At 73.3% G+C, this 18,076-nt stretch carries 17 protein-coding genes; 8 read left to right on the forward strand and 9 right to left on the reverse strand.

From position 1 onward, the window contains the following. Window positions 1-103: 103 nt before the first annotated feature. The 4 genes from ACWDYF_RS18025 to miaA all read right to left on the reverse strand — a co-directional run bounded on the left by ACWDYF_RS18025 (window position 104) and on the right by miaA (window position 5,060). Window positions 104-2,272 carry a RelA/SpoT family protein gene (locus tag ACWDYF_RS18025; RefSeq protein ID WP_381739415.1) on the reverse strand — a complete coding sequence of 723 codons (2,169 nt, stop codon included), beginning with the start codon at window positions 2,270-2,272 and terminating at the stop codon, window positions 104-106. Between the two features lie 302 nt (window positions 2,273-2,574). Beyond that, window positions 2,575-3,444 (reverse strand): diaminopimelate epimerase, encoded by an 870-nt coding sequence (dapF, locus tag ACWDYF_RS18030; protein WP_037888997.1) that lies wholly within the window; start codon window positions 3,442-3,444, stop codon window positions 2,575-2,577. A 73-nt stretch (window positions 3,445-3,517) separates the two neighbouring features. After that, window positions 3,518-4,015 (reverse strand): hypothetical protein, encoded by a 498-nt coding sequence (locus ACWDYF_RS18035; protein ID WP_389470049.1) that lies wholly within the window; start codon window positions 4,013-4,015, stop codon window positions 3,518-3,520. 106 nt (window positions 4,016-4,121) lie between these two features. Continuing rightward, window positions 4,122-5,060 (reverse strand): tRNA (adenosine(37)-N6)-dimethylallyltransferase MiaA, encoded by a 939-nt coding sequence (gene miaA, locus ACWDYF_RS18040; protein ID WP_389469962.1) that lies wholly within the window; start codon window positions 5,058-5,060, stop codon window positions 4,122-4,124. Between the two features lie 183 nt (window positions 5,061-5,243). Here miaA and ACWDYF_RS18045 point away from each other — a divergent pair, with 183 nt between their 5' ends. Then, on the forward strand, window positions 5,244-5,564 hold the full coding sequence (locus tag ACWDYF_RS18045; protein WP_389469965.1) for a hypothetical protein: 321 nt from the start codon (window positions 5,244-5,246) through the stop codon (window positions 5,562-5,564). A 24-nt stretch (window positions 5,565-5,588) separates the two neighbouring features. Further along, entirely contained in the window at window positions 5,589-5,939 is a 351-nt protein-coding gene (locus ACWDYF_RS18050) for an antitoxin (protein WP_389469968.1), read from the forward strand. A 150-nt stretch (window positions 5,940-6,089) separates the two neighbouring features. Here ACWDYF_RS18050 and ACWDYF_RS18055 read toward each other — a convergent pair whose 3' ends face one another. Both ACWDYF_RS18055 and miaB read right to left on the reverse strand, forming a co-directional pair. Further along, the gene (locus tag ACWDYF_RS18055; protein ID WP_389469971.1) at window positions 6,090-6,824 is read right to left on the reverse strand and encodes a class III extradiol dioxygenase subunit B-like domain-containing protein; all 735 of its coding nucleotides are present in this window, start codon (window positions 6,822-6,824) and stop codon (window positions 6,090-6,092) included. Between the two features lie 375 nt (window positions 6,825-7,199). Next, on the reverse strand, window positions 7,200-8,720 hold the full coding sequence (miaB, locus tag ACWDYF_RS18060; protein ID WP_381739407.1) for a tRNA (N6-isopentenyl adenosine(37)-C2)-methylthiotransferase MiaB: 1,521 nt from the start codon (window positions 8,718-8,720) through the stop codon (window positions 7,200-7,202). A gap of 325 nt (window positions 8,721-9,045) precedes the next feature. On the opposite strand from miaB, the gene ACWDYF_RS18065 reads away from it, so the two are divergent. Beyond that, entirely contained in the window at window positions 9,046-10,305 is a 1,260-nt protein-coding gene (locus ACWDYF_RS18065) for a glycosyltransferase family 87 protein (protein ID WP_389469975.1), read from the forward strand. 133 nt (window positions 10,306-10,438) lie between these two features. Here the strand turns inward: ACWDYF_RS18065 and ACWDYF_RS18070 are convergent, their stop codons facing one another. Then, complete coding sequence (locus ACWDYF_RS18070) at window positions 10,439-10,879, reverse strand: pyrophosphohydrolase domain-containing protein (protein WP_381739404.1); 441 nt, start codon at window positions 10,877-10,879, stop codon at window positions 10,439-10,441. A gap of 143 nt (window positions 10,880-11,022) precedes the next feature. Here ACWDYF_RS18070 and ACWDYF_RS18075 point away from each other — a divergent pair, with 143 nt between their 5' ends. Then, window positions 11,023-12,021, forward strand: a complete 999-nt coding sequence (locus tag ACWDYF_RS18075) for a TAXI family TRAP transporter solute-binding subunit (protein WP_381739402.1) — start codon at window positions 11,023-11,025, stop codon at window positions 12,019-12,021. A 43-nt stretch (window positions 12,022-12,064) separates the two neighbouring features. Here the strand turns inward: ACWDYF_RS18075 and ACWDYF_RS18080 are convergent, their stop codons facing one another. Both ACWDYF_RS18080 and ACWDYF_RS18085 read right to left on the reverse strand, forming a co-directional pair. Beyond that, complete coding sequence (locus ACWDYF_RS18080) at window positions 12,065-13,507, reverse strand: sensor histidine kinase (RefSeq protein ID WP_389469980.1); 1,443 nt, start codon at window positions 13,505-13,507, stop codon at window positions 12,065-12,067. Window positions 13,508-13,516: 9 nt separating this feature from the next. Beyond that, entirely contained in the window at window positions 13,517-14,203 is a 687-nt protein-coding gene (locus ACWDYF_RS18085) for a response regulator transcription factor (protein WP_018564713.1), read from the reverse strand. A 293-nt stretch (window positions 14,204-14,496) separates the two neighbouring features. Here ACWDYF_RS18085 and ACWDYF_RS18090 point away from each other — a divergent pair, with 293 nt between their 5' ends. From ACWDYF_RS18090 to ACWDYF_RS18105, 4 genes are all read left to right on the forward strand, one after another. After that, on the forward strand, window positions 14,497-15,273 hold the full coding sequence (locus ACWDYF_RS18090; RefSeq protein ID WP_018564714.1) for an amino acid ABC transporter ATP-binding protein: 777 nt from the start codon (window positions 14,497-14,499) through the stop codon (window positions 15,271-15,273). Window positions 15,274-15,541: 268 nt separating this feature from the next. Beyond that, window positions 15,542-16,375, forward strand: coding sequence for a glutamate ABC transporter substrate-binding protein (locus ACWDYF_RS18095; protein ID WP_381739397.1), 834 nt, complete (start codon window positions 15,542-15,544; stop codon window positions 16,373-16,375). Window positions 16,376-16,451: 76 nt separating this feature from the next. Next, on the forward strand, window positions 16,452-17,117 hold the full coding sequence (locus tag ACWDYF_RS18100; protein ID WP_018564716.1) for an amino acid ABC transporter permease: 666 nt from the start codon (window positions 16,452-16,454) through the stop codon (window positions 17,115-17,117). Further along, entirely contained in the window at window positions 17,114-18,001 is an 888-nt protein-coding gene (locus ACWDYF_RS18105; protein ID WP_381739395.1) for an amino acid ABC transporter permease, read from the forward strand. The genes ACWDYF_RS18100 and ACWDYF_RS18105 overlap by 4 nt, the downstream gene beginning before the upstream one ends. Window positions 18,002-18,076 lie beyond the last annotated feature (75 nt).

The raw sequence follows: 18,076 nt of genomic DNA on the forward strand, positions 1-18,076 counted from the left end.
TCGGGAGCGCGCGCTGCCGGGGGAGGCGGGACGCGCGCGGGCACGCGCCGGGGCGGCACGCTCTGCGCCGGCCCGCGCGGGCGCTACCGGGCGCTACCGGGCGCTACCGGGCGCGGCTCACGTCGTACACGCCGGGCACGTTGCGCATGGCCCGCATCAGGGCGGGCAGGCGGGCGGCGTCGGGCAGTTGCAGGGTGTACGTGTGGTGGACGCGCTGCTGGGCCGGCGGGGCGACGGTGGCCGAGACGATCTCGACCCCCTCCAGGGCGATGGCCTCGGTCAGGTCGGCGAGCAGATGGGGGCGGCCGAACGATTCGGCGAGCAGGGTGACCCGGCACGCGGCGGTGTCGCCCCAGCGCACGCCGATCTCCGCGCGCCCCGTGCTCTTCATCCGCACGACCGCCGCGCACTCGACGCGGTGCACGGTCACCGCTCCCCCGCGCACGGCGAAGGCGGTGATGCGGTCGGGCGGCACGGGGGTGCAGCAGCCCGCGAGCCGTACGGTGGCGCCGGGCCGGTCGGCGGCCACGGCCGCCGCCGGGCCGGGACGGCCCGCGGGAGTGTCGGGCGAGCCGACGGGGACCGCCGAGGAGACCGGGTGCGCGTCGGGGGCGTCCTCGCGGGTCTCGGGCGCGTCGTCGGCCGGGGCGGGGTGTGCGGTGAGCCACCGCTGGATGGCGATGCGCGCGGCGGGCGTACGGGCGTGCTCCAGCCACTCCCTGGACGGCTCGGAGGCGGGGTCCTGGCCCATCAGGAGCTGGACGGTGTCGCCGTCCTTCAGGACGGTGCTCAGCCGGGCCAGGCGGCCGTTGACGCGGGCGCCGATGCACGCGTGCGCGTCCTCGCCGTACTGGGCGTAGGCGGCGTCGATACAGCTGGCACCGGCGGGCAGGCCGAGGGTGCCGCCGCCGGGGCGGAAGACGGTGATCTCGCGGTCCTGGGCGAGGTCCTCGCGCAGGGTGGACCAGAAGGTGTCCGGGTCGGGTGCCGCCTGCTGCCAGTCGAGCAGGCGGGAGAGCCAGCCGGGCCGGGTCGGGTCGACGCGCTCGCCGTCGCCCGCCGCCGGGTCCTCGGCGGGCGGGGCGTAGGGGTTGCCGAGCGCGACGACCCCGGCCTCGGCGGTCTTGTGCATCTGGTGGGTGCGGATGAGGACTTCGACGATCTGGCCGTCCGCCTGCGCGTCCTCGGACGTGTCCGGCCGGGCCGCGGGCAGGGCGACCGCGGTGTGCAGCGACTGGTACAGGTTGAACTTGGGTACGGCGATGAAGTCCTTGAACTCCGAGACGACCGGCGTCATACAGGTGTGCAGTTCGCCGAGGACGGCGTAACAGTCGGCGTCCTCGTGGACCAGCACCAGGAGGCGGCCGAAGTCGCAGCCGCGCAGCCGGCCGCGTTTGCGGGACGCCCGGTGCAGGGAGACGAAGTGCCGTGGCCGGACGAGGACTTCGGCCGGGATACCGGCCTCGCGGAGCACGCCGCGCACCTGTTCGGCGACCTCGGTGAGCGGGTCGTGCGGGCGGCTCGCGTTCTGGGCGATCAGCTCGCGGGTGTGCGCGTACTCCTCGGGGTGGAGGATGGCGAAGACCAGGTCCTCCAGCTCGGTCTTGAGCGCCTGCACCCCGAGGCGTTCGGCGAGCGGGATGAGCACGTCCCGGGTCACCTTGGCGATGCGGGCCTGTTTCTCGGGGCGCATGACGCCGAGCGTGCGCATGTTGTGCAGCCGGTCGGCGAGCTTGATGGACATGACCCGCACGTCGTTGCCGGTGGCGACGAGCATCTTGCGGAAGGTCTCCGGTTCGGCGGCGGCGCCGTAGTCGACCTTCTCCAGTTTGGTGACGCCGTCGACGAGATAGCGGACCTCCGCGCCGAACTCCTCGCCCACCTGGTCGAGGGTCACCTCGGTGTCCTCGACCGTGTCGTGCAGCAGGGAGGCCGTCAACGTGGTGGTCTCGGCGCCGAGTTCGGCGAGGATGAGGGTGACGGCGAGCGGGTGCGTGATGTACGGCTCGCCGCTCTTGCGCATCTGGCCGCGGTGCGAGGACTCGGCCAGCAGGTAGGCGCGGCGCAGCGGTTCGAGATCGGCGTCGGGGAAGTGGGCGCGGTGCGCCTCGGCGACATGGCCGATGGCGTCCGGGAGCCGGTCCCGGGCGGTGGGGCCGAGCAGGGCGGCCCGGCCCAGACGGCGCAGGTCGATCCGCGGGCGGGCTCTGCGCCGGGGCGCCGACGGCGCCACCGGGCCCGGGGCCGCAGGGTTTGTGGCATCCGCACTCATGGGCACCTCCGGCTGTCTCGACCGGTGGACGGGGGTGCCCCAGGGCGTACGCGGCTCAGGGGTTGGCGTCGGATCCCCCGTCCGGGCCGGTGCTTGATGCTACCGAGCCCAGCACACCGAGCCGACCGCCTCTCGGAGAGCGTGAAACGGATCACCCCATCGAGCGACGGCGTGTCAGGTTTACGGTTTTCGGTCATGGGACAGGCGGGCGGCCGTGGATTCCCACCCGCACCGGTCCCGACGACGTGGATCCTGGCCGGTCGCGACGGCTTGCGGCCTGCGATGTCCGGGCGGTCCCGCAGTCAACCTGCCGCTGTTTCCAGCCATTCCCGGTCGATCTCGCCCTCGGCGACGATCACCGCGGGGCCGGTCATCTCGATCTCCCCGTCCGCCCGCTCGGTGATGACGAGGGTGCCGCCGAGCACATCGACCCGGTACGTCACCGGGGTGCCGGTGACGGCCGGGTCGGCGCCGTCGCGGCGGGCCGCCGCCACGGCGACGGCGCACGCGCCCGTGCCGCACGAGCGGGTCTCGCCGGACCCGCGCTCGTGCACGCGCATGGCGACGTGACCGGGGCCGCGGTCGACGACGAACTCGACGTTGACCCCGTCCGGGTAGGCGGCGGCCGGGTGGAACGGCGGCGCGGAGAGCAGGTCACCGGCGTCCGCCAGGTCGTCGACGAAGGCGACCGCGTGCGGATTGCCCATGTTGACGTTGCGCGCGGGCCACACATGGGGGCCGACGCTCACCGCGACGTCGCCCTCGGGGAGCCGGGCCCGGCCCATGCCGACGGTGATGTCGCCGTCCTTGGCGATGTGCACGCTCTTGACGCCGCCCCGGGTGGCGACGGCGAGGTCGCCCTCGGCCACGAGCCCGGCGTGCCGGAGGTAGCGCGCGAACACCCGTACGCCGTTGCCGCACATCTCGGCGACCGAGCCGTCGCCGTTGCGGTAGTCCATGAACCACTCGGCGTCGGCGGCCATCGCACGGGCCTCCGGGTGCGCGGCCGAGCGCACGACGTGCAGCACGCCGTCGCCGCCGATGCCCGCGCGGCGGTCGCACAGGGCGGCGACGGCTGCCGGGGACAGCTCCACGGCGTTCTCCGGGTCGGGGACGATCACGAAGTCGTTCTCCGTGCCGTGACCCTTGAGGAAGGCGATACCGGTGCTCATGCCTCGATCGTACGGGGTGGGTCCGACATCCTCGCGGGGCCGCTCGGCGCAGCCTCGTCCTCGCGGGGGCCGCTCAGCGGAGCTTCGCGACCCGCCAGACGGCGAGGACGACGACCACGGCGACGAGCAGGACGTACGCGGCGACGAGCCGCCAGGCGGGCCGCCGTCCCGAGCCGCGCGGCGGCAGTCCCGGCCAGGTGTAGCCGACACGGCGGGCGGCCATCGTGCCCCAGCCGGCCGCGCAGAAGCAGATCAGCAGCCCCAGCATGGCGATCATGGCACCGCTGTCGCCGTCGAAGGCCAGCGGGAAGGCGAACATCAAGGAGCCGACCGCCGCCAGACCCACGATGGGCGCGAGCTGCCAGATGCGCAGCCGCCGCTGCGGGCGCAGCTCGACCTCCACCTCGGGCCCGGCGAACATCTCCTCGGGCTCCGGTCCGTCGGCGGTCACACCGCCCTCGGACTCGTCGGGGCCGTCGGGGCTCAGCGAGTCCTCCTCGGGCTCCGGATCGATGCCCTGCACGGTGATGCTCTCGGTGCCTTGTGCGGTGTCGCGAGGGCCGGCCTCCATCGCCACGCGCCCTCCCAACTAGGACTCACTTGTCGATCAGAGCTCGATGATGGCACGGCGCCGAAGGCCCGGATGACGGCCTGGGCTTCCCGATGCCATCACGTGATCAGGCTGTAACCGGTCGTTCCACCAACGCCAGCGCCAGGTCCGGAAGTTCCGCGAGGTCCGCGGCGGCTCCGCTCAGCCAGTGCACGCGCGGGTCGCGCCGGAACCAGGAGTCCTGACGGCGCGCGAAGCGCTTGGTGGCGCGCACGGTCTCCGTGCGCGCCTCGTCGAGCGTGCACTCCCCCGCGAGCGCCGTGAGCACCTGCTGGTAGCCGAGCGCCCGGGACGCCGTACGCCCGGAGCGCAGGCCGTGCGCCTCCAGCGCGCGCACCTCCTCCACGAGCCCCGCCTCCCACATCCGGTCGACCCGGCGCGCGATGCGCTCGTCCAGCTCGGGGCGCGCGACGTCGACCCCGATCTGCACCGTGTCGTAGACGGAGTCGTGGCCGGGCAGATTGGCCGTGAAGGGCTGGCCGGTGATCTCGATCACCTCCAGCGCGCGGACGATGCGGCGGCCGTTGCCGGGCAGGATGGCGCGCGCGGCCTCCGGGTCGGCGGCGGCGAGCCGCGCGTGCAGCGCGCCGGAGCCGCGCAGTGTCAGCTCCTCCTCCAGCCGGGCCCGCACCACGGGGTCGGTGCCGGGGAACTGGAGGTCGTCGACCGCCCCGCGCACATAGAGCCCGGAGCCGCCGACCAGGACCGGCCAGCGCCCCTCGGCGAGCAGGGCGTCGATGCGCTCCCGGGCGAGCCGCTGGTACTCGGCGACGGAGGCGGTGACGGTCACGTCCCAGACGTCCAGCAGATGGTGCGGCACGCCGCCGCGCTCCTCGGGCGTCAGTTTGGCCGTGCCGATGTCCATCCCTCGGTAGAGCTGCATGGAGTCGGCGTTGACGACCTCACCGCCGAGGCGTTGGGCCAGGAATACGCCCAGATCGGACTTTCCGGCCGCGGTGGGGCCGACGACGGCGATGACGCGGGGGGCGGGGGGTGCGCTGCTCACCGCACCAGTCTCGCAAACCTCCGGCGGGCGCCTCGAACGAGTTACGTGACGGCGTGCGCGCCGGGTCGTTGCCCGTTGCGAGGTTCCCGCGGCCGGACGCCGGCGGGCGGTGGTACGGGGCGCCGCGAGTGGAACACCGGGCTACGCGGGATGCCGCCCGCACGAGTAACGTATGGAGTTGACATGGGCGTTTTTGCGCGACTTCTCCGGAGGTCGAAGGCCACCGAGGAGACGTCGTCCGCGGCGGAGCCGACCGGTGCGGCCCAGGCGGCGCAAGCCGCCCCCGGGACGGACGGCGACGCGGCCGGAAGCGGCGGCGACAGCAGCGCGGACGGCACGGCGGAACCGGCGGACACGCCGTCGGCGCGGACACCGGACGCCGGATCCGGGAGCGCCGCCGACGAGGAGGCGGCGGAGGCCGCCGCCGAGGGCGTCGGCATCCCCGAGCAGCAGTCCGCCGACGAGGCGGCCGAGCACACGGCCGGCGAGGGCGCCCGCAGGTAACTGCCCCGCCAGGGAAGGTGAACCATGGGTCTGCTGGACAACGTGAGGGCCAGGCTCGGCCCGGCCAGGGACAAGGTGTCGGACCTCGCGCAGCGGCACGGGGGCTCGATCGAGCAGGGGCTCGACAAGGCCGCGAAGATGGTCGACGAGAAGACCAAGGGCAAGTACAGCGACAAGATCCACGCGGGTACGGGCAAGGCGAAGGAGGCCGTGGACCGGCTCGCCCACCCGGGCGGCGCGGACACCGGTGCTCCCGCGCCCGAACCGGCCGCTCCGGCTCAGGAACCTCCGGGGACGGCCCCGGGTTCCGGCTCCGGCACGGACCGGACACCGCCCCCGCAGACACCGCCGCAGGGGCCGCCGCCCGCGTCGTGACACGGAGCAGCGCGCGGACAGTACGCGGACAGTGCGCAAAGCGCACACGCGGGGCGCGGGGGCAGGGAGACGTACGCTCCCGGCCCCCGCGCCCCGCGTGTGCGCCCCCGTACCGCGCCGCGCACGCGGCGCTCGCGCCGGTGCGGTCGCTCAGGACCAGGCGGCCACGAAGTAGCCCACGCCGTACGGTGCCTCGTCGTACAGCAGCGTCCCGGCGAGCCCGGCGCCCTGGGCGGCGCCCGCGAGCACCTGCCACGAGGGCCGGCCGGACACCTTGAGCGCGTACGCCATCTCGGCGTCGAGCGAGGCCAGGGCCTGCACGTCCGCCGCGCCGAGCGCGCGGGCGGCCGCCGCGTCGAAGGGCTCGGCCCGCTCGTCCAGGTACCCCGGTGCCTTGAGCGAGCGGCAGGCGCTGCCGTCGCCCATCACCAGGAGGGCGACCCGCGCGGACCGCGCGGCCAGGTCGCGGCCCGCCGCGACGCACCGCTCGGGCGCCAGGGGCTCTCCCACCCCCAGCCCCTCGACCGGGCAGTCGGACCAGCCGGTCCGGTCCAGCAGCCACGCGGCCACGGCGAGCGACGGCGGCAGCGCACGCTCGGGCGTGCCGGTGCCGGTGCCCGTGCCCTCGCCCCGGTCCGGGCCGAGCCGGACGTCGAGGTCCACACCGAAGCCCCGGAAGGAGCCGCGGGCACCTTCGGGGTGCGGGCCCCGGCCGGACCGCCCGGCGGGGCCCACGACCACGAGCAGGTCGGGCCGGGCGGCGGCGAGCACGCCCAGCGCGTCCGTGCACGCGGCGCGCGCGGCAGCCAGCTCGGGCGCGGCTCCCTGTGCGACCGCGGGGACGAGGAGGGGCGGACAGGGGCAGACTGCGGCGGCGACAAGCATGCCCGGCAGCGTAACGCGCGGCACCGGGCACCGGACGGCCGTCCCCGCCAGGTCGGGATGCGCGCGCTCCGGGCGGGGACGGGAACCGGCCACGGCCGTTCCGGGGCGGCTCGGTGCCGCTCCCGCAGCCCGTTCCGGACGGACCGAACCGTCCCGGAAGCCGCCGGGGACCCGCTCGGGCTCGACCAGGGCGCGCAAGGCAGAACCGCGCCCGCTCGGCGCGCCCCGGTGGGACACGCTCGCGCGGCGCTCTGGAGCAGGTCCGTCCGGACGGCCCCGGGACCGGTCACGAACCCGGTCCGGGCCAAGCCAGGAGTCAGGACGGTCACCGGGTCCGTCGCGTCAGGCCCGCGGCCCCCGCGGCCGGTCTCCGGGTCAGTCGCAGCCGCAGCCGCTGTTCGCGGCGACCGGCAGCGGTTCCGGGACGCCGATCTTCGGCAGGCCCAGCATCACCCCGGCGGGCTCGGCGGCCGCCCCGGCGGTGCGCTTCTCCCAGGCGTCGCCCGCGCGGGTGCGGCGCACGTCCAGCACCGGGCCCTCGGCGAGCAGGTGGTGCGGGGCCGCGTAGGTGATCTCGACCGTGACCACGTCACCGGGGCGGACGTCCTGGTCCGGCTTGGTGAAGTGGACCAGGCGGCTGTCGGGGGCGCGGCCGGAGAGCCGGTGGGTGGCGCCGTCCTTGCGGCCCTCGCCCTCGGCGACCATCAGCTCCAGGGTGCGGCCGACCTGCTTCTTGTTCTCCTCCCAGGAGATCTCCTCCTGGAGGGCGACAAGCCGCTCGTAGCGCGCCTGGACGACCTCCTTGGGGATCTGGTCCGCCATCTCGGCGGCCGGGGTGCCGGGGCGCTTGGAGTACTGGAAGGTGAACGCCTGCGCGAACCGCGCCTCGCGCACCACGTGCAGCGTCTGCTCGAAGTCCTCCTCGGTCTCGCCGGGGAAGCCCACGATGATGTCGGTGGTGATCGCGGCGTGCGGGATGGCGGCGCGCACCTTCTCGATGATCCCGAGGTAGCGCTCCTGGCGGTAGGAGCGGCGCATCGCCTTCAGGACCGTGTCCGAACCGGACTGGAGGGGCATGTGCAGCTGCGGCATCACGTTCGGCGTCGCGGCCATGGCCGCGATCACATCGTCGGTGAAGTCGCGCGGGTGCGGGGAGGTGAAGCGGACCCGCTCCAGGCCGTCGATCGCGCCGCAGGCCCGCAGCAGCTTGCTGAACGCCTCGCGGTCGCCGATGTCGGAGCCGTACGCGTTGACGTTCTGGCCGAGCAGGGTGATCTCCGAGACGCCCTCGGCGACCAGGGCCTCGACCTCGGCGAGGATGTCGCCGGGGCGGCGGTCCTTCTCCTTGCCGCGCAGCGCGGGGACGATGCAGAAGGTGCAGGTGTTGTTGCAGCCGACCGAGATGGACACCCAGGCCGCGTACGCGCTCTCGCGCCGGGTGGGCAGCGTGGAGGGGAAGGCCTCCAGGGACTCGGCGATCTCGACCTGGGCCTCCTCCTGGACGCGGGCGCGCTCCAGCAGGACGGGCAGCTTGCCGATGTTGTGCGTGCCGAAGACGACGTCCACCCAGGGCGCCTTCTTGACGATGGTGTCGCGGTCCTTCTGCGCCAGGCAGCCGCCGACCGCGATCTGCATCCCGGGGCGGCCGGCCTTCTTCGGCGCGAGGTGGCCGAGGTTGCCGTAGAGGCGGTTGTCGGCGTTCTCCCGGACGGCGCAGGTGTTGAAGACGACGACGTCCGCGTCGCCGTCCGCCCCCTCGGGGGCCCGCACGTACCCCGCGTCCTCCAGCAGCCCGGCCAGCCGCTCGGAGTCGTGGACGTTCATCTGGCATCCGTAGGTGCGGATCTCGTAGCTGCGCGTGACGCCCACTTCTCGGCTCCGGTCGATGCTGCTCATGCTCCTAAGGGTAGGCGCTCGCGGAAGTGCACCCGGACGGCCGATCGGGCGGCGCGGACCGAGGGGCGCACGGCGCGCTGCGCGGCGCGTGCGCGGCCTGTGCGCCGCCGCTGCGCGGCGCGACACGAGCTACGCGCGGGCGGCCGATGGCTCCGGGACGGCGACGGCAGACCCAGAATGAGCCGAACCCAGCCAGCCGAACCCACCCATAGGCCCCCAGAAACGCCCAGAGACATCCATCGGTTCCTCCAGTTTCAAACCAGGAGGAACCGGTTTCCGTCGGGCCGTCCGGCTCGTGGCGGCCTCTCCCGGACAGGTACCAGTGATGCAGCTTCGTGACGCCCCGCGGACCTCCGCCCCCGACCCGGCCCCGGTCCCGGCCGCCGCCCCACGGGCCTGGCTGCTGCGTCCGGCCGGTGCGGTGTGGTTCGTCCTGCTCGCCGCGGTTCTGGCGGCCCGCGCCGCGCACGTGGCGGTGGCGGACGCCCAGGGCGGCATGGACAACGCCTTCGTCGTCCACGCCGGGCAGGTGTGGCTGCACGGCGGCGCCCCGTACGGCGACCGGCGCTTCCTCTATCTGCCGAGCGCGGTGCTGTTCGCGGCCGGGCAGGCGCTGCTGCCCGCCGCCGTGCTGCGGGTCGCCGCTCCGGTGGTGTGCGTGGGGCTGGTCACGGCGGGCTGGTGGTGCGCGCTGCGGCTGTTCCGGGTACCGGCGCGCAGCCGGTTCGCGGTGCTGGGGCTGCTCGGTCTCGTCCTGTGCTGGGCTCCGGTCGGCCACCTGATCGACCTCGGCAACTGGACGGCGGTCGGCGCGCTGGCCCTGCCGCTGGCGCTGCTGCTGGCCGACCGCGGGCGCTGGGGTGCCGCCGGTGTGGTCCTCGGGCTCTCCGTGGCGGTGAAACCGCTGCTGGTGCCCGTCGCCCTCCTGCTGGTCCTGGCCCGGCAGTGGCGCGCCCTCGCCTGGACGGTGGCGCTGCCGCTGGCGCTGTCCGCGGGCATGGCGCTGGTCATGCCGGATCCGGGCGGGTTCTTCACCCGCACGCTGCCCTTCCTGCTCAGGGGCGGTGACGCGCTGATGCGGCCCTTCGACTGCTCCCTGCCCGCGGTGCTGCCCCGGCTCGGGGTGCCGCGGACGGCGGCCGAGGCGGTGGCGCTCGCGGCCGCCGCGGCCGGGGTGGTGTGCGCCGGGCGGCGCTGGCGGCGCACGGATCCCGGTCCGGCCCGGCTCGCGGACACCGCCGCCATGCTCATGCTCGCGTCGTATCTGGTGTCCCGGCCGTCCTACGAGCACTATCTGGTGGTCGTGGTGCCGCTGCTGGTCGCCGGGGTGTTCGAGGCCGGTGCGGCGGCGCGCTCGCCGTGGTTCTGGGCCGCGCTGATGCCGCAGGCGCCGGGGTTCGCCTTCCCCGGCCTGGAGGCGTCGACCCGGCGGGCGTTCAAGGACGTGGTGAGCCTGTGCGGACTGGCGCTGGTGCTGGCGCTGCGGTGCGTACGCCCGTGGCCCGGCGGGCGCGCGTCCGGGGCCGCCGGGACCGGGGGTCCGGCGGCGGCCGAGCCCGCGCGCCTCGGCACGGGGCGTCGCTGATCGCCGCGGGCCCACGCCGAGCGCGCGGCGGGCGCGCGGCGGGCCGCTCCGGATCGCTGCGGGCCGCTCGCACCGGCCGACCGGCCCGTCCGGTCCCCCGGCGGTCCGGCCAGCCCCGACTCGACTCGGCCCGTCAGCCCCGGTCGCTCGACTCGGCCGGTCGGCCCCGGTCGTCGGCCTCGGGGTCCCAGCCCTGGGCGCGCAGGACGGCCGCGACGTCCGGCGCGCGGTAGTGCTCGCCCTTGAGCACCTTGCCGTCGGCCCGGCGGGCGACCTGTCCGTCGGGGCCGAGCTTGCTCATGTTCGCGCGGTGGATCTCGGCGATCACCTCGTCGAGGTCGATGCCGTGCACCAGGGCGGTGCCGTACGCCACGTAGACGACGTCGGCCAGTTCGTGCGCCAGGTGGTCGAGCGGTCCCCCGACGGAGACCTCGGCGACCTCGGCCGCCTCCTCGGCGAGCAGTTCGCCCCGGTGGGCCGCCAGCTGCGGCGGGACCTGGGCGGGAGTGCTGCGGACGTCGAGCCCGAAGGCCCGGTGGAACTGTCGGACGAGGGCGGCGGGCGAGGAACTCATACGGCGACTCTAACCGGCACCTGTGACAGCGCCCGCGCCGAGCGTGTCCGGTGGGCGCCCCCGCCGCCGCGCGTCCGTCCCGCACCACGGGAACGGCGGACCGGCCCTGGTCAGGGCGGCGCCCGGCTGGCAGGATCGCGCGCATGCCCAAGCTGTTCTCCTCCACCCGCAGGCGCCGCGGCCTCATGGGCGCGGCCGCCGGTGCCGTGGTCCTCGGGCTGCTGCTGTGGTGGCTGATGCCGCTGGGGGACGGCCCGCCGAGGGGGACGATCGCCTTCAGCACCGGGACCACCCGCGGTGTCTACCAGGAGTACGGCGTACGGCTGCGCGCCGCGTTCGCCAAGGACATGCCGGACCTGAAGGTGCGGCTGCTGACCAGCGACGGTTCGCAGGAGAACGTCACGCGCGTGGCGACCGGCAAGGCCGACTTCACCATCGCCGCCGCCGACGCCGTGGAGACGTACGTCCTGGACCACGGTCCGGGCGCGTCCGACCTGCGCGGTGTCGCCCGGCTCTACGACGACTACGTGCAGCTCGTGGTGGCCCGTGACTCGCCGATACGTTCGGTCGCGGACCTGCGGGGCAAGCGGGTCGCGGTCGGTCCCCCGGAGTCGGGTGTGCGGCTGATCGCGAACCGGGTGCTGGCCGCCGCCGGGATCGATCCGCAGCACGGCATCGAGCCCGTGGCCGACGGCATCGACACCGGCCCCGGACGGCTGCGTACGCACGCGATCGACGCGTTCTTCTGGTCGGGCGGGCTGCCCACGGACGGGCTCACGCAGCTCGCCTCGAAGTTCGCCTTCCGGTTCGTGCCGATCGACGCCGGTCTGGTGGCGCGGCTGCACGCGGAGGGCGGCGCCACGCGCTACTACCGCGCGACCAACATGCCGGAGTCGGCGTACCCGGCGGTCCAGGACGGTGCGACCGTGCCGACCATCGCCGTGTCCAACCTGCTGATGACCCGCGCGGACGTGGACCCGCGGCTCACCGAGTGGCTGACCCGGACCGTGATCGACAGCCGCGACCGCATCGGCGCGCATGTGCACTCCGCCCAGCTCGTCGATCTGCGCACCGCGATCTACACCGATCCGCTGGTGCTGCACGAGGGTGCCCGGCGCTACTACCGGTCCGTCAAGCCCTGAGGCCCGCGGCCGCGTTCGCCTCCGCCGCGAGCCCCGTGTCTTTTCAGGTCGCCGCCGCTCCGGAGCGGGGCCGGGCGGCCGGTTCGGTCCTCGGCACGGTCACCGTCACCTCCAGTCCGCGCGGCTCCTCGGCGCGGTGGGCCGCGTAGCCGATGGAGCCGCCGCCCGCGGCGAGCAGCGCGCGGGAGATGGACAGGCCGAGACCGGAGCCCTTGATGTTCTGGTGGCGGCCGCTGCGCCAGAACCGGTCGCCGACGCGGGCCAGTTCCTCGTCGGTGAGGCCGGGGCCGCGGTCGGCGACGACGATCGTGGAGGTGGCGCCGCCGCCGGAGACCGCCACGTCGACGCGCTCTCCCGCCGGGGTGAACTTCAGCGCGTTGTCGATCACCGCGTCCAGCGCGGAGGACAGCGCCACCGGGTCGGCCCAGGCGGTGGTGGCCGGGCACTCCCCCACCAGCCGCACCCCCTTGGCCTCGGCGGTCGGCGCCCAGGCGGCCACCCGCTCCCCGGTCAGCGCGCCGATGTCGATGAGCCGCAGATCGGCCTCGGCGTGCTCGGCGAGCGCCAGGTCCAGCAGGTCGTCCAGGACCTGGGCCAGGCGCTTGCCCTCGGTGCGGACGGAGGCGATCTCCTCGTTGTCCTCGGGCAGTTCGAGGGCGAGCAGTTCGATGCGCAGCAGGAGCGCGGCCAGCGGGTTGCGCAGTTGGTGGGAGGCGTCGGCGACGAAGGCGCGCTGCTGCTCCAGCACGTCCTGGACGTGGTCGGCCATCTCGTTGAACGACCGGGCGAGGCGCCGGAGTTCCGGCGGACCGCCGGCCACCGCCACCCGGGACTTGAGCCGTCCGGTGGCGATGTCGTGGGTGGTGGCGTCGAGCACCCGTACCGGACGCAGCACCCAGCCGGTCAGCCGCAGCGCCGCGCCGACGGCGACCAGCATGGCGGCGGTCTCGCCCGCGCCGAGGATCAGCCAGTCCCGCAGGGTCCGCGAACGGGTCTGCCCGGTCGGCGAGTCGGTGACGACGACCGCGACGACGTCGCCGTCGCGGATGACGGGCGAGGCGACGACGAGCCGGGTGCGCTGCCAGGGCCAGACCTGTGCTGGGTCGTGGCTGCGGCGGCTCAGCTTGGCCTCGTCGAAGGCCTCGCGCACCTCGCCCCCGGCGGGCAGGGCCCAGTCGGCGGGGGCGCTGGCCATGGCCATGCCGGTGCGGTAGAAGACACCGGCCCGGATGCCGTACACCTCGTGGTAGCTGGCGAGTTCGCGGCGGAGCGTCTCCAGGCGCTCGTCGGGGACGGTGCGGCGGGAGCCGGTGGGCGGGTCGGTGACGAACTGGGCGAGCGCGGCGAAGCGCGCCGTGTCGTCGATGCGGTCGACGACGGCCTTCTGCTGCTCGCCCGCGGCGAGGCTGACGGCGAGCGGGAAGCCGAGGGCGAGCAGCACCGCCGCCATCAGGACGATCAGCAGCGGCAGCAGCCGGGTGCGCACCGGTGCCCGCTACGCGGCCGGGGCGACGAGGCGGTAGCCGACGCCGCGGACGGTCTCGATCAGGGCCGGCATCCGCAGTTTGGAGCGCAGCGAGGCGACGTGCACCTCCAGGGTGCGGCCGGTCCCCTCCCAGCTGGTGCGCCACACCTCGCTGATGATCTGCTCGCGGCGGAAGACCACTCCGGGGCGCTGGGCGAGCAGCGCGAGCAGGTCGAACTCCTTGCGGGTGAGCTGGACGGCCGTACCGTCCACGCTGACCTGCCGGGTGGGCAGTTCGATGTGGACCGGGCCGAGCCGCAGGTCGCCCTCGCCGCCGCCGCCCGTGTCCTCGTGGGCGGTGCGGCGGCTGACGGCGTGGATCCGGGCGAGCAGTTCCCCGGTGTCGTAGGGCTTGACCACGTAGTCGTCGGCGCCGAGGTTGAGGCCGTGGATGCGGGAGCGGACGTCGGCGCGGGCGGTGACCATGATGACCGGGGTGCTGGTGCGCTTGCGGATCTTGCCGCAGACCTCGTAGCCGTCCTGGTCGGGCAGGCCGAGGTCGAGCAGGACCACGCCGAAGCAGGTCCCCTCGGGGACGAGCGCCTGGAGGGCCTCCTCGCCGCTGCGGGCGTGGGTGACGTCGAAGCCGTGCCGGGCCAGGATGGCGGACAGCGCGGCCGCGACGTGGTTGTCGTCCTCGACCAGGAGCAGTCTCAACCCGGCCCCTCCCGTTCATCGTGATGTCGTCCCGCGTCGGTCGCGGCGAAACGGTGTGCACGCGCGCGTGCATGCACCATGGCAGTGACGCCGATGGACGAGGACCCCGTCAAGGGGCTGCCGGGTGCGGGTGCCGGTCGTTATCCAGCCGGTACGCGCCCCGTGGGACGCGCTACGACGCGTGTCCGATTGCTATCGGATCGTGATGCTCAGATGTACCTCAGATGTAATGACGCTGGTCGCGCGGCGTGGCTACTGTCCTGCGAAACCGATGAGGACGGAGCCTGAAAGCGATGACCGAAGTATCGGTGGCCAAGGAAGACGTGGCCGCGACCGGCGACCTGGTCGTCCTGAAGAGCGTCAACAAGCACTTCGGCGCGTTGCACGTGCTCCAGGACATCGAGCTGACGATCTCCCGCGGCGAGGTCGTCGTGGTCATCGGGCCCTCCGGGTCCGGGAAGTCGACCCTGTGCCGCACCATCAACCGGCTGGAGACCATCGACTCCGGCACGATCACGATCGACGGCAAGCCGCTGCCCCCCGAGGGCAAGGAGCTGGCCCGGCTGCGCGCCGACGTCGGCATGGTCTTCCAGTCCTTCAACCTCTTCGCGCACAAGACCGTGCTGGAGAACGTGACGCTGGGCCAGGTCAAGGTCCGCCGCACGGACAAGCAGGCGGCCGAGGAGCGGGCGCGGGCCCTGCTGGACCGGGTCGGCGTGGGGGCGCAGGCGGACAAGTACCCGGCGCAGCTCTCCGGCGGCCAGCAGCAGCGCGTGGCGATCGCGCGGGCGCTGGCGATGGAGCCGAAGGTCATGCTGTTCGACGAGCCGACCTCCGCGCTGGACCCCGAGATGATCAACGAGGTGCTGGAGGTCATGCAGCAGCTCGCCCGGGACGGTATGACGATGATCGTCGTCACCCATGAGATGGGATTCGCCCGATCGGCTGCCAACCGGGTGGTCTTCATGGCGGACGGCCGGATCATCGAGCAGGCTGCGCCCGACCAGTTCTTCAGCAATCCGCGCAGCGACCGGGCCAAGGACTTCCTCTCGAAGATCCTGCACCACTGACGTCCGTACCACCGCAGCACCACGCGACACCGCAGCACCGCGCGGCCGGTCCGGCCCCGGGCGTCCCGCACGTCCCACCGCCGGGCGGCGCGCCGCCGGCCGGTCCCGGTGCGGACGACGCGGCCGATGCCCGGCCCGCGCCGGTACCCGCGCCGTCCGTCGCCGCCGGTCGCACCGGCCCCGTACCTGCCCCCGCGGCACCGAAGACCACCGCCGGGGCCCCGGCTCCGCGCCGGGTCCCCGCGTCTTTCAGCAAAGGAAGTTCAGCATGAAGCTCCGCAAGGTCACCGCCGCCTCGGCCGTCGTGCTCGCCCTCGCCGTCTCGGCGACGGCGTGCGGTTCGGACAAGAAGGACGGCGGGTCGTCGGGCGACGGCAAGAAGATCGCCATCGGCATCAAGTACGACCAGCCGGGCCTCGGCCAGAAGACGCCGCAGGGCTACTCCGGTTTCGACGTGGACGTGGCCAAGTACGTGGCCAAGAAGCTCGGTTACAACGAGGACCAGATCGAGTGGAAGGAGTCGAAGAGCGCCGACCGCGAGACCATGCTGGCCCGCGGTGACGTGCAGTTCATCGCCGCCACCTACTCGATCACCCCGGAGCGCGAGAAGAAGGTCGACTTCGCCGGCCCGTACCTGCTCGCCCACCAGGACGTCCTGCTCCGCGCCGACGACACCTCGATCAAGTCGGCGGCCGACCTGAACAGCAAGAAGCTGTGTTCGGTGACCGGTTCGACCTCGGCGCAGAACGTCAAGGAGAAGCTGGCCCCGCAGGCGAACCTGCTGAAGTACCCGACGTACTCGGCCTGCCTGAACGGTCTGCAGAACAAGGCGATCGACGCGCTGACCACCGACGACTCGATCCTCGCCGGTTACGCCTCGCAGCCCCAGTTCAAGGGCAAGTTCAAGCTGGGCGGCCTGAAGATGACCAACGAGAACTACGGCATCGGCGTCAAGAAGGGCAGCGACCTCAAGGCCAAGATCAACAAGGCTCTTGAGGAGATGGTCTCGGACGGTTCCTGGGAGAAGGCCGTGAAGGCCAACTTCGGCCCGGCCAACTACCAGTACGAGCAGGCGCCGAAGATCGGCGACATCAAGAGCTGAGCCAGCGCCCGCCCGGTGCGCCGCTCCTTCGCGGGCGGCGCACCGGGGTCCACCACACGCGGAAGCACGGGAGATCGTGTTCGACTTTCTTGAAGGCTACGACCTGCTGGGGGCCTTCTGGGTGACCGTGCAGCTCACCCTGCTCTCGGCCGTCGGCTCCCTCGTCTGGGGCACCCTGCTGGCCGCCATGCGCGTCGGCCCGGTCCCGCTCATGCGCGGCTTCGGCACCGCGTACGTCAACACCGTGCGGAACATCCCGCTGACGGTGATCATCCTCTTCACCTCGCTGGGCCTGAACCAGACCCTCGGTGTCCGCCTCGGCTCCGAGAACTTCGACACCATCAACTTCCGGCTCGCCGTGCTCGGACTGATCGCCTACACCTCGGCGTTCGTCTGCGAGGCACTGCGCTCCGGCATCAACACGGTGCCCGTCGGCCAGGCGGAGGCGGCCCGCGCGCTCGGGCTGAACTTCACCCAGGTGCTGACCCTGGTGGTGCTGCCGCAGGCGTTCCGCTCGGTCGTCGGCCCGCTCACCAACGTACTGATCGCGCTCACCAAGAACACCACGGTGGCCGCCGCGATCGGTGTGGCCGAGGCGGCGCTGCTGATGAAGGACATCCTGGAGAACGAGGCACAGCTCCTGCTGACCGCGGCGGTGTTCGCGTTCGGCTTCGTGTGCCTGACGCTGCCGACCGGTCTGCTCCTCGGCTGGGTCAGCAAGAAGGTGGCGGTGAAGCGATGAGCTCCTCGGTGCTGTACGACGCGCAGGGCCCCAGGGCCAAACGGCGCAACATCGTCTACTCGATCGTGTTCGTCGTCGCGGTCGCCGCGCTCGTGTGGTGGGTCTACCAGGGCCTGAACGACAAGGGGCAGCTCGACTGGGAGAAGTGGAAGCCGTTCTTCGCCGGTTCCGAGGCATGGACCACGTACATCCTGCCGGGCCTGAAGAACACGCTGATCGCCGCCGCCCTTTCGATGGTCATCGCGCTGCCGCTGGGCGCCGTCCTCGGGATCGCGCGGCTCTCCGACCACGCCTGGATCCGGGTACCGGCCGCCGTGATCGTGGAGTTCTTCCGCGCCATCCCGGTGCTGATGCTGATGATCTTCGGGGTGGCGCTGTTCTCCCAGTACACCGATGTCAGCTCGGACGACCGCCCGCTGTACGCCGTCGTCACCGGCCTGGTCCTCTACAACGCCTCGGTCCTCGCGGAGATCGTCCGGGCGGGCATCCTGTCCCTGCCCAAGGGGCAGGCGGAGGCCGGTCAGGCCATCGGCCTGCGCAAGACCCAGATCATGACCTCGATCCTGCTGCCGCAGGCGGTCACCGCGATGCTCCCGGCGATCGTCAGCCAGCTGGTGGTGATCGTGAAGGACACCGCGCTCGGCGGCGCGATCCTCACCTTCCCCGAACTGCTGGCGTCGGTCTCCCCGATGAGTTCGTACTACGGTGCGAACACCATCGCGAGCTTCACCGTGGTCGCCGTCATCTACATCGTGCTGAACTTCAGCCTCACCAGCTTCGCGAGCTGGCTGGAACGCCGGCTGCGGCGCGCCAAGAAGTCCACCGGCGCGGTGCTTCCGCCGACCGCGGTGGCGGGCGCGGAGTCGACGGGGATCGCCGCCTGACGGACGGTCACCGGCCGGGCGCGGCACGGGGGCAGCGGAGTGATCACCGCTGCCCCCGTCACTTGACGCAAGCAG

Source organism: Streptomyces sp. NPDC003284 (assembly GCF_053589675.1).

What these genes read in the sequence shown, in the direction of transcription:
- ACWDYF_RS18025 (WP_381739415.1), bottom strand. Translation starts at nt 2,272, where the DNA reads ATGAGTGCGGATGCCACAAACCCTGCGGCCCCGGGCCCGGTGGCGCCG.
- dapF (WP_037888997.1), bottom strand. Translation starts at nt 3,444, where the DNA reads ATGAGCACCGGTATCGCCTTCCTCAAGGGTCACGGCACGGAGAACGAC.
- ACWDYF_RS18035 (WP_389470049.1), bottom strand. Translation starts at nt 4,015, where the DNA reads ATGGAGGCCGGCCCTCGCGACACCGCACAAGGCACCGAGAGCATCACC.
- ACWDYF_RS18045 (WP_389469965.1), top strand. Translation starts at nt 5,244, where the DNA reads ATGGGCGTTTTTGCGCGACTTCTCCGGAGGTCGAAGGCCACCGAGGAG.
- ACWDYF_RS18050 (WP_389469968.1), top strand. Translation starts at nt 5,589, where the DNA reads ATGGGTCTGCTGGACAACGTGAGGGCCAGGCTCGGCCCGGCCAGGGAC.
- ACWDYF_RS18055 (WP_389469971.1), bottom strand. Translation starts at nt 6,824, where the DNA reads ATGCTTGTCGCCGCCGCAGTCTGCCCCTGTCCGCCCCTCCTCGTCCCC.
- miaB (WP_381739407.1), bottom strand. Translation starts at nt 8,720, where the DNA reads ATGAGCAGCATCGACCGGAGCCGAGAAGTGGGCGTCACGCGCAGCTAC.
- ACWDYF_RS18065 (WP_389469975.1), top strand. Translation starts at nt 9,046, where the DNA reads ATGCAGCTTCGTGACGCCCCGCGGACCTCCGCCCCCGACCCGGCCCCG.
- ACWDYF_RS18070 (WP_381739404.1), bottom strand. Translation starts at nt 10,879, where the DNA reads ATGAGTTCCTCGCCCGCCGCCCTCGTCCGACAGTTCCACCGGGCCTTC.
- ACWDYF_RS18075 (WP_381739402.1), top strand. Translation starts at nt 11,023, where the DNA reads ATGCCCAAGCTGTTCTCCTCCACCCGCAGGCGCCGCGGCCTCATGGGC.
- ACWDYF_RS18090 (WP_018564714.1), top strand. Translation starts at nt 14,497, where the DNA reads ATGACCGAAGTATCGGTGGCCAAGGAAGACGTGGCCGCGACCGGCGAC.
- ACWDYF_RS18095 (WP_381739397.1), top strand. Translation starts at nt 15,542, where the DNA reads ATGAAGCTCCGCAAGGTCACCGCCGCCTCGGCCGTCGTGCTCGCCCTC.
- ACWDYF_RS18105 (WP_381739395.1), top strand. Translation starts at nt 17,114, where the DNA reads ATGAGCTCCTCGGTGCTGTACGACGCGCAGGGCCCCAGGGCCAAACGG.